The organism is Caballeronia sp. J97, assembly GCF_905220305.1.
GTDB lineage: Bacteria > Pseudomonadota > Gammaproteobacteria > Burkholderiales > Burkholderiaceae > Caballeronia.
On sequence record NZ_CAJMZL010000019.1, the window covers coordinates 80,556 to 95,261 of the forward strand.

Genomic DNA, 14,706 nt, shown 5'->3' on the forward strand with positions numbered 1-14,706 from the left:
TTGCGTGCAGCATCTCGCATGCAAAATGCCGGCTGCACTATCGGCGTACGGAACATGCCGGCGATCATTCTGTTCTATCGTCTAAAAAATGGACTAATCTGCTTCGAGTGGCCGCGCGCCGCAGAGGCCGCATGTCCGCGCGCGACGCAGGATCGAAGGTCGAAGAAGCGCCAGTGAAAGGCCATCGGGAGACGCTCATGAACGCATCATCCCTCGACGCGCAAGATCTGAAGAGCGGACAGGCGGCATCGGCGGAAAAATCCACGACCGATGTGCCGATCGCGCCGCGCGTGCAGAAGATCGTCGTTGCGATACACGGGATCGGAAATCAGTTGCACAGCGACACGGTGCGCTCGGTGGCGAGTCAGTTCGGCGCGCGCTATGACCCGCCGCTGCCCGTGATGCCGCTCGGCTATTTCGACATCGCGGGTGTCGGCGAAGTGGACGTTCGCCAGCTCGATCTTCCGCCGGGCGGCCCTTATACCGCTGCGCAGCGGGACTTCTACTCGGCGCTCGGTTTCGCCGAAGTGTATTGGGCCGACATTCCGCGCGAAGTCGTGAAGCAGGACGACACGCTCGAGGAAAGCAAGGCGTGGGGACTGTCGATCGTGAGTCGCGCGCAGGCGACCTACATGCTCAACGTCGATGAACGCAAGCTCGAGCCAGCCGATTTCTCGCTGGCCTCCGGCGTCGTCGAGGAAATTGTCGAAACAGTGGCCGTCATGCAAAGCCTGCTCGCGGTGACGGAGAAAGCCGGCATCTTCAAGTTCGATCTCGCACCGATGCTGCGCGACTACGTCGGAGACGTGCAGCTCGTCGCGGATTTCAGGCAACATCGCGATACCATCGTCTTTCGCTTTCATCGTGTGATGGAGCGGCTCGTCGCGCTCGCCACCGCGCGTTGCCAGTGCGCGCCCGAGGTGTATATCGTCGCCCATAGCGAAGGGACCGTGATCAGCTTTCTCGGCATTTTGCAGGCGTTGTCGACGCCGACCGTGACCGACCCGAGGGACGGCAAGCAGATCATCGGCACCGACTGGGTACAAAGCCTGCGTGGCTTCATGACCATCGGCTCGCCGATCGACAAGCACATCCTGCTATGGCCGAAGCTCTGGGAAGGCATGACGCTGACGAGCGAAATGGCTGGCGACGCCGTGACCCAGATCGATCGTCCCGGCGGCCCGATCACGCTGCCCTCACGCATCCGATGGCGCAACTACTACGACTTCGGCGATCCCGTCGGCTTCGCGCTCGATACGGCGCGCGCCTATCTCGATCATCATGGTTGCCTTGCGTTCGAGTTCGATCCGGTGCATGACATCGGCTTCTCGCGCTACTGGCTGCCGGGCAAGGCGCATACCGACTACTGGACCGATGGCGATGTCTTCGGTCACTTCATCGAGAACGTCGTGCTCGACAGGAACACCGCGAAAGCCCCGCAAAACAGGCGGTTTCGCGGCATCGTGAGTACGGCGATCCCCTATCTGCTGAGCTTCGCGCTGCATCTTCTCGCCGTGTTTTTCATCTATAAAGCCGTCACGGCGTCGTCCGATTCGGGCGCGGGCGGCACGAGCAACGCGCCCGAGTTCATCTATCTCACGCGATCGGTGTTCGCGCTCGCCTGCCTGTTGATGGGCACGACGGTCGCGGCGCGCCTTCCGCGTCTCGTCAAGGCGCGCGGCGCGAGACGCACGGATGCGTGGCTGCGCTGGCGCATCGTCGCGCTTCTGGCGTTCGTCGCCGGTGCGCTGATCTTCTGGTTCGTGCTCCTGAGCGGCGTAGCCGCGTTTCTCGCGAGCCCGTTTGCGGATATCCTGCATCGCGACAGCGCCGATCCTGTCGTCGGCAAAGCGGTCTTCGTGCTCGCGGGACTCGTATGCGCGACAAGCGGCTGGCTCGCGCCACGCAAACCGCATTGGGGACGTCGTATTCTCGTCGCGCTCGGCACGCTGATGATGGTGCTGATCGTGGGCGTGAGACTATGGGGCGATCTCGCGGGCAAACCGTTATGGCCCGTCGTGCTCGGCGGCGCATTCTTTCTCTATGCGTGGTGGCTCGCGATCCTTATCTTCGATCTCGCCTTCGTGTGGCATCGTTATGTGCGCAATTCGGTCGCGCTCGATACACTGCGCGCGTGGCGTGAAAACCGATGCGACGCGAAGCCGAGACCGATCATGCCGATGCGATCGAAGCCCTCAGACAAGTGAGAGCGACTTCATCCATGCAAGATCAGCTTCTGCACCCGCCAATTGAGCAGCTCCGCGACGAACAACGTGTTCTCGGCCGGACATGCCATTTCATGAATCCACCCGAACTGCTTCAATTGTTTGCCCGATCGTCCGAGCACGCCGAGCAATTTTCCATCGAGGGATAACTTGTAGATTCGGCCGGGAAATGCATCGGCGGAATACAAAACCTGATTCGGTCCCGGCGAAATGCAAATAGCCCACGGCGATCCCGGCGCGAACGTGCCCGCTGCGATCGCGGCTTCATCGGGCATGTTGCCGATAGCCGGGCGCGCATCGGGCGGGACGGGCACGTCGATCGTGAATTGCCGCTGAAAGGTTCCTTCGCCATCGAAAACCTGAATGCGACGGTTGCTGCGATCGGCGACATAGACCAGTCCGTTTCTGTCGACCGCGATGCTATGCGGCGTATGAAACTGACCCGGTTCCCTGCCGCGATCGCCCCACGACTTGAGCCAGTTGCCATCCTTGTCGACCTTCGCGACACGCGAATTGATGTATCCGTCGCTGATGTAGGTATTGCCCGCGGCATCCCACGCGACATCCGTCACTTGCCGGAAGCGCCCCGGCTCCGAAGGCAGCGGCGGATTCGGATGCTTGAGCGGCGCGGTCTCTTCATCCGATGCTTCCTGCTTGCGGCCGAACACCATCGCGACGCGGCCTTCGGGCGTGAACTTGATGATCATGTCCGAGCCCTTGTCGGTGGCCCAGATGTTGTCTTGCCGGTCCACTTTCACTGTATGCGCGAAAGACCAGGCATAAAGGTTATGGCCGATCTCGCGCACGAAACGCCCGTTGCGATCGAACTCGAGCAATTGCGCCGCGGCCGCGCCGTATGCGGGACCGATACTATTGCCGCGCGATAGCACGAAGATATGTCCCGCCGAATTCAGCGCAACGCCGGAGCATTCGCCGAAGTACACATCGCGCGGCAAACGCACCGGATCAGGAACCGAATCGTAGGCAATGGACGGGACGTCGTTATCGGCGTATGCGAGATGCGGAAAGAGTGCGAGCGCGGCGACGCCTTGGCCCGCGAGCGTCAGAAAGCGGCGGCGGCTTGCAGCCTCGGGCGCCATGTCGCAACATGGGCAGTACATCGAGTGTCGAAGACTCACTGTTACCCTCCTCTTGTTCTTCGCCTGCAATGATGAACATCGATGGTCGGCTTGCTTCGCGATGCGAGAGGAAGTGTAGTGCATGAACCGCGTTGTTCACATGCGAGCCCAAAGATTGCTTTCAACGCCGAAAGGGACATCATGACCGAATCCTGGCAATACCAAGTTCGAATCCGTCTCGCGCCCGAACATGCCGCGATGGCGCGCCGAGACCCGGCGAACGAAATGCTCGCGCCGATCAACGCGCTGCTGATCAAGCACGACGCCCAATTGAAATGTCAGTACGATGCCTTCGCCGATTACGTCGCGCAAGCGGAGCGGGATGGCATCGAGCACTATCCGCTCTATCGATGGACCCGCGAAACCATCGAAAACCCCGCTAAGAAAGCGAAATATCTCGAAGCATTCACGCTCTATGTGAACGGCGAAGAAGTCTACGACAAGACACTCGCCGACGCGCTCGAAGCCGATCTTCAGTCGCTCGCGAGCGATGCGATCACCGATATCCGCAAGTTCGACACGAACCCTGCGCACAATCCACAACCACCGTCATACGACCGTTGATAAGTTGACGCCGCGCATCGCTCGCGCTAAGGTTTGGTAAATCAACCAAACAGGGATCGCGCCTCGTGCAGGATCGCCGACAAACCATACTCGAAGCCGCGCTCGCCACCTTGCGCGAAGAAGGCTATTCGGGTTTCACGCAGCCGCGCGTCGCCGCACGCGCGGGCGTGCGTCAAAGTCACCTGACCTACTATTTCCCGACGCGACTCGCATTGATCGAAGCCGTCGCGCGCACCGCGATCGACGGACAACTCGCCGCCGTCGATACCTTCGCGGGCGAAACATCGCTCAAGATAACTGCTGCATCGATCGCCAATGTCGCGATACGCCACGAGAATACGCGCGTACTGATGGCGCTCGCGCAAGCCGCCGACGAAGAGCCGACCATACGCGATCTCTTTCGCGAACTCGCGGAAGGCGTCGCCGTGCGCATCACGCGCATGCTCGAGGCAATGGGCCTCGCCGTCACCAAAGAGCATGTGTCGATGGTGCACGCGCTCGTGGTCGGGCTCGCGGTCATCGATCTCGCGGTCGGCCGCGCGGACGGCAAGCGCCGTGCGAGCACCGCTATCGAAACCCTGTTCTCGCTGTTGCCGTCCGACGAATCGAAAACGTCATGACGCGCTCGATCGCCGCGATGTGGCCATGATGGTTTCGATTGTTGTGATGATTGAATCGGGCCGCGCCGGGCGGTGCAATACAGCGCGCGAATGTATGTCGAGCGCAGAAGTCCCGGGGCTGCCCGAAAACCGGCAAACGCTCTTGCAATAAGGCTCAGCAGCGTTTCACCATCCATGACATGGCGTGAAATAAGTTACCGCGGGACTTCGCGCGCCCCCTTCTCTATAGTCACTTCCGTCGCCACACGAAGCGCAACGTGGCCTAAAGAACCGAGAAGGACATCCCGTGAATACCCGATCGACTTTCGCTTCAAACGTCCGCGTTGCCGCTGCCTCCGACGCGGGTTCCGGCAAGCGTCGTGTGCGCCAGTTGCTCGTCGTCGCGGCAGCCGCCGCACTCACGCTCGCCAGCAGCTCCGCCTTCGCCGGCTGGGCGCGCGGCGGCACCGCCTACACCGGCCGTGGCGAATACCAGAGCGCGCATGTCGGCTCCTGCGGTGGCGGCAGTTGCTCGCATGCCGGCGGCGTCGAAAATCCGTGGGGCCGCGTCGCCACCAACTCCGGCACCGTGACGCGCACCGCGCCGGGCCAGTTCTCCAACTCCGGCACCGCGTACGGCCCGAACGGACGCTCCGTGCAGCACGCGGGCGACACGAGCTGCGCCGGCGGCAGCTGCGCGCACACCGGCAGCGCGACCGGCCCGAACGGCAAGACCGCGACCGGCAGCGATACGGTGACGCGCACGGCGCCCGGCCAGTACTCGTCGTCGGGCTCGGTGACGGGCCCCAACGGCAACACGTCGACGCACTCGGCATCGACGAATTGCGCGGGCTACACCTGCAACCGCTCCGGCACGGTCAATACCGCGAACGGGGGCACCGTCACGCACTCGGGCAGCGCGACGAGCGTCGCGCCGGGCGTGGTCACCACGTCGGGCACCGCGACGGTCACGAACGGCTCGCACAGCACGACGGTCGTCGGTGGCGGCACGGTGACGACGGGCACGACGGTGGTCGCCACGACGCCGGTCGTAACCGGGACCACGGTCGTTGCCGCGCCCGTGATCGTGCCGCCGCCCCCGCCGCCTTCGACGACCGTGGTCGTTGCGCCGTCCCCGGCTCAGTCGGCGGTCGTGGTCACGCCGCCCCCTCCGCCGCCGGCCAAGACCGTGGTCGTCGCACCGCCGCCGGCCAAGACCGTGGTCGTCGCACCGCCGCCGGCCAAGACCGTGTACGTCGCGCCGCCGCCGCCGGCCAAGACCGTGTACGTCGCGCCTGCCCCGGCTCCGGTCAAGACGGTCTATGTCGCGCCGCCCCCGCCGCCCGCGAAGACGGTGTATGTGGTGCCGCACCGTGCGGTCCTGATCCCGGGGCACTGGGTCGGCCGGTTCTGGATTCCCGCGCACTGGGCATGAACGCGTATCGGATAGCATCGACGAAGGCCGGCCGCACGCGCGCCGGCCTTGTCGTTTCATCGGCGTCCCGCGTTACACTGCGAAGCAACGCCGCTTCCGACACAGACACGACATGCTCCATGTCTTTCCCGGCACGCAAGCAGTCACGGACGCACGCTCATGACGAGCCATCGCATGAAGCGTCCGCATCTGCCTCGCGATCATGCGAAGAGTGTCCTCCACGACATCACGTGGACGGCCGGCCCCGTCGTGCTGCTCATTGCGATCGTTGTCGCGCTCGTCTACTGGCTCGTCGATCCCGCGCCGCCTAAAACCATCACGATGAGCGCGGGTCAACCCGACAGCTCGTTCTATGTCATCTCGCAGGAATACGCGAAGCTGCTTGCACGTAGCGGCATCACGCTCAAGGTGCTGCCTTCGGATGGCTCCGTGCAGAACCTCGAACGCCTGCTCGATCCGAAGCAGCACGTCGATCTCGCGCTCGTGCAAGGCGGCATCGCGACGAAGGAACAAGCGTCGCAGTTGATGTCGCTCGGGAGCGTGTCGTATGTGCCGCTCGTCGTGTTCTATCGCGGCAAAGGCCTCACGCTGCTTTCGCAACTGGAGGGCAAGCGCATCGCGATCGGCCGCGAAGGCAGCGGCACGCGCATGCTGTCGCTTAAGCTCCTGGAAGCGAACGGCATCTATACCGGCGGCGACACACAACTTCTGCCCACCGACGGCCTGCAGGCCGCGACCCAACTCGTCAGCAACGAAGCGGACGCGGTCTTTCTTTCCGGCGACTCCGCGACGCGCGGCCTGATGTTGCGGCTCTTGCGCGTGCCCGGCATTTCGGTGATGGACTTCAAGGAAGCAAGCGCCTATACCCGCCTGTTTCCTTATCTCGACGATATTGAGTTGCCGCCCGGCGTGCTCGATCTCGGCCGCCGCATTCCAGCGGAGGCGGTGCATCTGATCAGCCCGACGGTCGAGCTGGTCGCGCGCCCGAGCCTGCATCCGGCGTTATCCGATCTGCTCATCGAGGCAGCGCAGGAAGTGCACGGCACGGCCGGATTGCTGCAACGCGCCGGACAGTTCCCGAGTCCCGTCGCGCATGAGTTTCCGATCAGCGAGGACGCGAGCCGCTATTACCGCTCGGGCAAGAGCTTCCTGTATCGCACGCTGCCGTTCTGGCTCGCGAACATCGCGGATCGCGCGCTCGTGTTGTTGCTGCCCGTCGCGGTGCTGATCTTTCCCGCGCTGCGGCTCGTGCCCGCGCTGTACCGCTGGCGTGTGCGCTCGCGCATCTATCGCTATTACGGCGCGCTGATCGCGGTGGAGCGCGGCGCGATGCGCGTCACCAACGAAGACGAACGGCGCGCGTTGCTCGTCGAGCTCGATTACATCGAGGAATCGCTCGATACGCTCAAGCTGCCGCTCGCCCACGCCGACGCGCTCTACGTGCTGCGCGAGCACGTCAGCTTCGTGCGCGCGCGCCTCACCGAAGCGTCGCGGCGCGAACCGCGCATGGCATAGACAGGCATCCCATGATCGAGGGCACGCAATGAAAATTCGTACCTGGTTCACCGCTACGTTGACGCTCTTGTTGACCGCGTGTGCAAGCCTTCCGCCTCAGACCGGACGCCTCGAAACTCACGCCCTGACCGACACCACGAACACGCGCCTCGGCACGACCTTCGCGGCGAGCGAGGCCGCGCATCCCGACGACAACGGGTTTCATCTGCTATCGGACGGCATGGACGCGCTCATCGCGCGGGTGATCCTCAGCGAGTCCGCGGAGCGCACGCTCGATCTCCAGTACTACATCTGGCATGCCGATCTGACCGGCCGCGAAATGGCCGCATCGGTCATGCGCGCCGCCGATCGCGGCGTGCGCGTGCGCCTTCTGCTCGACGACCTCGGCACCAATGGCGACGATCAGTTCCTGCTCGCGCTCGCCTCGCATCCGAACGTGCAGGTGAGGCTTTTCAATCCCGTGGCGAATCGCACGTTCAAGAAGCTAGGCTCCGCGGCCGAATTCTTTCGCGTGAATCGCCGCATGCATAACAAGGCGCTCATCGCCGATAACCAGGCCGCGATTCTCGGCGGGCGCAATATCGGCGACGAATACTTCGGCGCATCGAGCACGGTCGCGTTCGGCGATCTGGATGTGCTCGTGCACGGTCCCGTGGTGCGCGAGGTATCGAGCGCATTCGATATGTACTGGAATTCGGATGCGGCCTATCCGATCGAGAATCTCCTGGGACGTCACGCCGATCCCGATGCGCTCGCCGCTTATCGCCAGAAGATCGATACCTATCTGCTGTCGGAACAGAGTTCGCCTTATGTCGCGCAGGTTCGCCAACGCTATATCAGCGTGATTCAGGCGCACGACACCGCATTCTCGTGGGGCAAGGCGACGTTGCTCTATGACGATCCCGCGAAGATCACGCGCGCCCCCGGCGACACCGAAGGCCATTTGATGTCGCAATTCAAGGCGCTCGATCTCGAACCCGGCCATGAGATGCTGATCGTGTCGCCCTACTTCGTGCCGCGCAAGGAAGGGGTCCGATGGCTGCGCTCGATGACCGCGCGCGGCGTGCGCGTGACCGTGCTCACGAATTCGCTCGCGGCCACCGATGTCGCCGCAGTGCATGCGGGCTATCAGCGCTATCGCGAGGACATGCTCGAAGCGGGCGTTCGACTGTATGAGCTGAAGCCTGTTGCGTCGGCGGAAGACGACAAGAGCGCGAAGAAAACGACCTTCGGTTCGTCGAAAGCGTCGCTGCATGCGAAGACCTACGTGTTCGATCGCAAGCGCATCTTCATCGGCTCGATGAATCTCGATCCGCGCTCGGTGGAGCTGAATACCGAAATCGGCGTGTATTGCGAGAGCGAGGCGGCGGCCGTGCAAGTGGCTGATGGCATCGGCACGAACATCGATCGCATCGCGTGGCGTGTCGAGTTGCGCGATGACGGCAACGGCGGAACGCGCATGGTGTGGATCGATACCGACGGCAACGGCAACACGACCGAGCTCGATAGCGAGCCCGGCGTGTCCGCGTTCAAGCGCGCGGGAATCTGGATACTGGGGATTCTGCCGATCGAATCACAGCTATGATGCGCGTCATTTGAAGCCGGCCACGGCATGCGGCACATACGGCGCTTCGAGCTGCGCGATCTCTTCCGCCGTGAGATTCAGCGACAAGGCCGCGACCGCATCGCTCACATGATTCGGCTTCGATGCGCCGATGATCGGCGCGGTCACCGGCGCCTTCTGCGCGACCCATGCGAGCGCCACCTGCGCGCGCGGCACGCCGCGTGCCTTCGCGACCGCGGCCACCGCTTCGACCACGGCGCGATCGGCGTCGTCGGCGCGATAGAGCGTGCTGCCGAACGTATCCGATTCCTGACGCGCGCTCGTCACATCCCATTCGCGCGCGAGGCGGCCGCGTGCGAGCGGACTCCACGGCAACATGCCGATGCCTTGATCCTTGCAAAGCGGCATCATCTCGCGCTCTTCTTCTCGATACAGCAGATTCAAATGGTTCTGCATCGTCTTGAATTCGGTCCACCCGTTCGCGCGCGACGTATAAAGCGCCTTGCTGAACTGCCATGCGTACATGGACGACGCGCCGATATAACGCGCCTTGCCCGCTTTCACGACATCGTGCAGCGCTTCGAGCGTTTCTTCGATCGGCGTCGTGTAGTCCCAGCGATGGATCTGATAGAGATCGACGTAATCGGTCCCCAGACGCTTCAGGCTGTTGTCGATCTCGTTGAAGATCGCCTTGCGCGAGAGCCCCCCGCCATTCGGGCCGGGACGCATGCGATTGAAGACCTTGGTCGCGATCACGATATCGTCGCGCTTCGTGAGATCGCGCAGCGCGCGTCCGACGATTTCCTCCGAAGTGCCGTCGGAGTATGTATTGGCCGTGTCGAAGAAATTGATGCCCGCTTCCAGCGCTTCCCTGATGAGCGGGCGGCTCTTTTCCTCGTCGAGCGTCCAGGGATGCGTGCCGCGATCGGGCACGCCGTAAGTCATGCAACCGAGACAGAGCCGCGACACTTCGAGACCGGTCGAGCCCAGTTTCACGTATTCCATCGTGCGATTCTCCTTGCAAAGCGAAAGGCGTGAGCGAGCGGGCTCGCGCATGAGCGACGAAAGCTAGAACATTAACTCAGCATCGCGTGGCTTGCATTCGGAGGACTTTCGCCGGGTGTCAGTGGGGATAGCCGGCGAGGCGCTTGACTTCGTCCACGGACGAAGCGGCGAGCCAATGACAATACTGGTTGATGAAGCTCGGGTCGAGCGTGTTCGCGTCGATGCCGTCGTAGGTTCCTTTGCGATACTCGGACTTCGAGAAGTAATCGTCCGTATGCACCGCGTGAATATGAAAGACGAGGTTATCGATCTTCGCCTGACAGAAGCTTTCGACATCGAGAATGCGCTCGCGGCCTAGCCAGATGTATTCGTTGCCCGCTTCCTGCGCGGCGATTTCCGCTGCATACATGCTGGACACGCCGCGAAACCATCCGGGCCACGTGCCCCAGTTCGCCGGGTCCGGGCCGAAGTCGCGCAGCAACAGTTCGCACCAGTGGATTTGCCGACGCAGAAGGTGCACGACGAGCCGGGCTTCCGCGAGAAGCGAATGGCCGCACCCGAAATGATTGTGATGCGGCACACCGTGCCGGCGACAGAAATCGAGCATCTTCTCGCGGAAATCTTCGCTGTGGTGATAATGGCCGCGACCGTGCACCGGATAACTCGGACGAAAATCCACGAGATGCTTCGTCAGGAATACATCGGCATCGGTGCGCAGAAGATAGGGATAGCGCAGCGCAATCTCGTCGACATGCGGCCCTGACAGGCAGCCGATGGAGTTCATGAAGTGATAGCCTTCGAACACGCTCCCCGGTGCGGCGAACGGCAGACAGGGCACGCCGACGACACCTTCTTCATGCAATGGCAACGCGTGGGCGGCGTCCGGATGATGCACGACGATCAAGTCGGACGTGGTCCAGTTACCGCTGTGAATCCAGCTCTTGTAGATCCATTGAAACTCTTGAAGCATGCCCGGATGGTTGTCGATATAAACCATCACGCCCAGGGTTTTCGTGTTCTGAAACATTCGGAAGCCTCGAGTCGAAAAAGTCACGGCACATGTGCCGTGAATCGACTCATTCTACGTCCGCGTGTTTCCGGAATCCTGACTTTCTGTCACGACGCGCCGCGCTCAAAGCGCCAGCACGTTCACCGCCACATCCACGTGATGCGCGCCGCCGCCCAGTATCATTCCGCGCAATAACGACACATCGCTGTAATCGCGGCCCGTCGCGAGCGTGACATGGTCGAGATCCGCGAGAACGTCGTTGGTCGGATCGAGATCGATCCATCCGCTTTGCGGACAATGCACCGACACCCACGCATGCGATGCGTCGGCGCCGATCAACCGTGGATGCCCGGGCGGCGGATCGTTGCGCAAATAGCCGCTCACGTAACGCGCCGGCAGTCCGAGCGAGCGCAGACAACCGATCATCACCTGCGAGAAGTCCTGACACACGCCATGACGCAATTCGAACGCGCGTGACGCGGGCGTATCGAACGCGGTGGCCGACGGCTTATATTTGAAGTCCGCGTGAATGCGATGCATCAGATCGATCGCGCCCGCAACAAGCGGCGTGCCCGCATCGAAACTCGCTTGCGCATAGGCGCGCAATGCATGATCCAGCGAGATATTGGGCGACGCATAACAGAACTCGCTTTCCGGATAGAACGAACCGCTCGCGCAATAGCGCAGCCTTCGCGCGACGTCTTCCCACGGCGGCGTGTCCTGCGCATCGAGCGCACTCCAGCGCGGCGTGAGACGGACCGTGGTTTCGCTCGTCATCGAAAGGCGCTCATGCGGCGCATCGAGCGAGAAGTACAGCACGTCGTTGCCGAATGCATCGACGCGGCTATGCACATAAGACGGCACCGGCTCGATCCGCTCCGTATGCGAAATAACCTGCTGCCACGGGCAATGCAGCGGACGGATCGTCGCGAGATGCTGCGCGATCTCGACGGGCGTCGAATAGCGATAGGTCGTGCGATGCGTGACCGCGAGCACCGTGTCGTTCAGGCCGAGATTCATGACGACACCTGCGCGGCGAGCGTGTTCGCATGGCTGAAGTAGCGCGCGCTGACTTCGTTCGATGCCGCGCCGACCGATGCGACGAGCCTGTCGCATAGCGCGATCAACGCGTCATGACGGCCGTCCTTTCGCGTCTCGCACAGCGCGGCGAGATCCGGCAAAGCATCCGCGTGCACGAGCAGATCGGCGAAGCGTGTCGCCTGTGCGCGACGCGCGCCGCCCGCTGCCGCCGCGATCTCATCGAGCTTCGTGCGCAGGCGCGCATACACGCCGTAGAGTCCACGGGGATTGGTCTGATCCACGACGATCAAGTCGATCAGCGCGGGCACTTCGAGTCTTCCCGGATACAGCGAGCGATAGGTGAGCGTGCTGTCGAAGAGTTGCAACAGCAGATCGAAGCCGGCGGGCGATGCGAGCGTACGGCGCTCGGCAACGACGCGCAGAATCGTGGACATCGTCGAAACACGCTCGATATGCCGCCCGATGAAGAGCAGCCGCCATGCTTCGTCGCGCGTCATGCGATCGCCTTGCGCACCGCTTATTGCGGACAGTTGCGTCGCGAGTTGTTCCAGCGCGCTCGCCAGCATCAGCCGATCGTAATCGAGGCCGATGCGCACCGTGCTGTCGTCGACGGCATCGTCGAGCACGAGGCGCGCGAGCGCATCACGAAAGTCGTTGCGCGACGCGAGAATCGTGCGCCAATGATCCGTCGAAAGCCGGTCCCGTATCTCGCCGCATGCGCGCGCCTGATCCGCGAGATTGCCGCCGATGCTCGTCGCCCTGTTCGACTCCGGCAGCCCCGCGACGAGCACACGCTCGAACGCTTGCGGCGTGCTGCGCGCGAGCGTATCCGTCTTCGGGATCAGTCCGCATTGCGATGCAAGCTCCGCGAGCGTCGGAAAAAGTTCTTCGGCGTCGCTGCCATCGAGCATGCCGAGCAACAGACGGCACAGGCGCACGTTGTTTTCCGCGCGCTCGCCGTAACGTCCCGCCCAGAAGAGATTCTCCGCGGCGCGGCTCGACACGATGCGATGCTTGCGCAATTCGCCCGGTTTCATCGGCGTGGGGCGCAGCGATACCGCGCCACCCGGCTGACTCGACATCACCCATGTATCGACGCTGCTGCCGCCGAACTGCATCGACACCGTCGCGCGCTTGTCGGCCGCGAGCCGGGTGAAGCCACCGGGCAACACGCTCCAGCTTCCGTCGATGTTGGCGATCGCATAAACGCGCAGCACGCACGGGCGCGCGCCGAGCGCGCCATCGTGAAAGCGCGGTGTCGTAGAGAACGGCAAATTCTCCTGAATCGTGAAGACATCCGGCGCGCGTTCGATGCGTTCGCGCCATGCCGCGAGCGCCTGCACGCCCGCATCGATGCCCGGTGCACGATCGGCCTGCGGACCGGGCCAGGTCGGCGCGATGAGCGCGCTGTCGAGGCTCTCGAAGACTTCGCGACGCGCGGCTTCCTCGCCGCACCACCATGTCGGCACGGTCGGCAATTCGAGTGGCTCGTTCAGCAACGCTTGCGCGATGCCGGGCAGAAATGCGTTGAGCGCCGGTGATTCCGTGAAGCCCGCACCCGGCACGTTCGATACCATCACGTTGCCCGCGCGCATCACCTGCAACAAGCCCGGCACGCCGATGGTCGAGTCGGCGCGCAGCTCGACGGGATCGCAGAACGCATCGTCCAGACGCCGCAACACCGCATGCACGCGCGACAAGCCGGCCAGCGTCTTGAGATAGAGCTTGTCGTGGCGCACCGTGAGGTCCTTGCCTTCGACGAGCGTCACGCCGAGATAGCGCGCGAGAAACACATGCTCGAAATAAGTCTCGCTGAAAGGGCCCGGACTCAGCAACGCGATATGCGGTGCATCGCTCGATCCGTTGCTGCGGCCGTCTTCGTCATCGCGCATCGTCGCGCGCGCGGCTTGCGCGATGGTCGCGATGAGTTGCGAATAGGTCGCCGCGAGACGGCTCACACGCATCGCGCGAAACGGATCGGCGAACAGGCTCGCGACGATCAACCGGTTCTCGAGCGCATAGCCGAGTCCCGAAGGCACTTCGGTGCGATGCGCGATGACCGTCCATGCACCCGACGGCGCGCGCGCGAGATCCACTGCGACGATCTGCAGGAAGCGGCCCAACGGCGGCATGAAACCCTTCACCGCGCGCAGGTAGCCGGGATGTCCGAAGACGAGCGCGCCCGGCAGCAGCCCGCGATGCAGCAGCGTCTGCGGGCCATAGACATCGGCGACGATCGCTTCCATCAGACGTGCGCGCTGTGCGACGCCGCGCTCGATCAGCGCCCACTCTTCTTCGTCGATGATGAGCGGCAAAAGATCGAGCGACCACGCACGCGGCTTGCCGTTATCGGCGTAGACGTTGTACGTGATGTCGTTGTCGCGCACTTGCCGCGCGACTGCGGCTACGCCATCGTCGAGCCGCGCGATGCCCTGCTCGCCGAGCAGCTCGAAGAAATGCCGCCACGGTTCGCGCAACTGGCCGGCTGCATCGCGCAGTTCGTCCCAATGCCCTTCGCGCGCGGGCAGCGTGCGCAGCAGCGCGAGCGCATCGATGCGCGCGGCGGCGATATCGAACGGCAAGGTCGATTGATAAGCCAATGTCGTCTCG

General features: G+C 63.2%; 11 protein-coding genes. 6 read left to right on the forward strand and 5 right to left on the reverse strand.

What is annotated here, in order from left to right:
- Positions 1 to 197 precede the first annotated feature (197 nt).
- A complete protein-coding gene (locus tag U4Y90_RS22785; protein ID WP_321797930.1) occupies positions 198 to 2,207 on the forward strand; it encodes an MFS transporter in 2,010 nt (669 codons plus the stop codon).
- A gap of 8 nt (positions 2,208 to 2,215) precedes the next feature.
- Here U4Y90_RS22785 and U4Y90_RS22790 read toward each other — a convergent pair whose 3' ends face one another.
- Positions 2,216 to 3,325, reverse strand: a complete 1,110-nt coding sequence (locus U4Y90_RS22790; protein WP_415749405.1) for a peptidyl-alpha-hydroxyglycine alpha-amidating lyase family protein — start codon at positions 3,323 to 3,325, stop codon at positions 2,216 to 2,218.
- Between the two features lie 180 nt (positions 3,326 to 3,505).
- Between U4Y90_RS22790 and U4Y90_RS22795 the strand changes: the two genes are divergently transcribed.
- The 5 genes from U4Y90_RS22795 (at position 3,506) to U4Y90_RS22815 (ending at position 9,062) form a co-directional block, all read left to right on the forward strand.
- Positions 3,506 to 3,928, forward strand: coding sequence for a hypothetical protein (locus U4Y90_RS22795; protein ID WP_321797932.1), 423 nt, complete (start codon positions 3,506 to 3,508; stop codon positions 3,926 to 3,928).
- A gap of 65 nt (positions 3,929 to 3,993) precedes the next feature.
- Positions 3,994 to 4,548, forward strand: a complete 555-nt coding sequence (locus U4Y90_RS22800; RefSeq protein ID WP_321797933.1) for a TetR/AcrR family transcriptional regulator — start codon at positions 3,994 to 3,996, stop codon at positions 4,546 to 4,548.
- Positions 4,549 to 4,834: 286 nt separating this feature from the next.
- On the forward strand, positions 4,835 to 5,962 hold the full coding sequence (locus U4Y90_RS22805; RefSeq protein ID WP_415749402.1) for a hypothetical protein: 1,128 nt from the start codon (positions 4,835 to 4,837) through the stop codon (positions 5,960 to 5,962).
- Positions 5,963 to 6,121: 159 nt separating this feature from the next.
- A complete protein-coding gene (locus tag U4Y90_RS22810) occupies positions 6,122 to 7,477 on the forward strand; it encodes a TAXI family TRAP transporter solute-binding subunit (protein WP_321797934.1) in 1,356 nt (451 codons plus the stop codon).
- 28 nt (positions 7,478 to 7,505) lie between these two features.
- Positions 7,506 to 9,062: a phospholipase D family protein gene (locus tag U4Y90_RS22815; protein WP_321797935.1), complete on the forward strand. Its 1,557-nt coding sequence runs from the start codon at positions 7,506 to 7,508 to the stop codon at positions 9,060 to 9,062.
- A gap of 6 nt (positions 9,063 to 9,068) precedes the next feature.
- On the opposite strand, the gene U4Y90_RS22820 is transcribed toward U4Y90_RS22815, so the two are convergent.
- The 4 genes from U4Y90_RS22820 to U4Y90_RS22835 all read right to left on the reverse strand — a co-directional run bounded on the left by U4Y90_RS22820 (position 9,069) and on the right by U4Y90_RS22835 (position 14,696).
- Positions 9,069 to 10,046 (reverse strand): aldo/keto reductase, encoded by a 978-nt coding sequence (locus U4Y90_RS22820; RefSeq protein ID WP_321797936.1) that lies wholly within the window; start codon positions 10,044 to 10,046, stop codon positions 9,069 to 9,071.
- 118 nt (positions 10,047 to 10,164) lie between these two features.
- Entirely contained in the window at positions 10,165 to 11,073 is a 909-nt protein-coding gene (locus tag U4Y90_RS22825; RefSeq protein WP_321797937.1) for a hypothetical protein, read from the reverse strand.
- 105 nt (positions 11,074 to 11,178) lie between these two features.
- The gene (locus U4Y90_RS22830; protein ID WP_321797938.1) at positions 11,179 to 12,075 is read right to left on the reverse strand and encodes a transglutaminase family protein; all 897 of its coding nucleotides are present in this window, start codon (positions 12,073 to 12,075) and stop codon (positions 11,179 to 11,181) included.
- The gene (locus U4Y90_RS22835; RefSeq protein WP_321797939.1) at positions 12,072 to 14,696 is read right to left on the reverse strand and encodes a circularly permuted type 2 ATP-grasp protein; all 2,625 of its coding nucleotides are present in this window, start codon (positions 14,694 to 14,696) and stop codon (positions 12,072 to 12,074) included. The genes U4Y90_RS22830 and U4Y90_RS22835 overlap by 4 nt, the downstream gene beginning before the upstream one ends.
- Positions 14,697 to 14,706 lie beyond the last annotated feature (10 nt).